Genomic DNA, 353 nt, shown 5'->3' with positions numbered 1-353 from the left:
ATACCAGAGCTCCCCCTGGCAATCCCACCCTTTTAACTCAAGATAGCGATGGTCATCGAACCGATAAACTACCTGAGTCGGCGGCTCTTTCGCCACGCAATCAGCAGCCAGAACAACGGCGAACACTGCGAAAATAGTACATAATCCTTTCATCACTTATCGCCCCGCATCCATGTCACAGCGCATACGATCCCAACCTGTATAATTCTTCACTTCCGGAACTTTGTCGGGCAGGTCCTGATAGTTTTGTTCATGACTTACAACCTTTCCTTTCAGCCATTCCTTAGTAAAGTACACCATTCCCCATTTCCAACCTGGAAAGTCGGGGCTAATTGTCTGGACGGTGCCATCAT

Annotated in this window: 1 protein-coding gene and 1 pseudogene; both read right to left on the bottom strand. The window is 48.4% G+C overall.

Translation table 11 applies throughout. The annotated features are described in order from the left end of the window. Positions 1 to 153 (bottom strand): T6SS immunity protein Tli3 family protein (locus tag ACT3IC_RS23530; protein ID WP_473479892.1); only part of this gene is annotated, 153 nt, incomplete at its 3' end. A gap of 3 nt (positions 154 to 156) precedes the next feature. After that, positions 157 to 353, bottom strand: a pseudogene (locus ACT3IC_RS23525) (T6SS immunity protein Tli3 family protein); the annotation flags it as partial.

The organism is Leclercia sp. GHBNCSD, assembly GCF_055805075.1.
The sequence above is the reverse complement of the archived record's forward strand: the minus strand, read 5'-3'. Positions and strand labels throughout refer to the sequence as shown.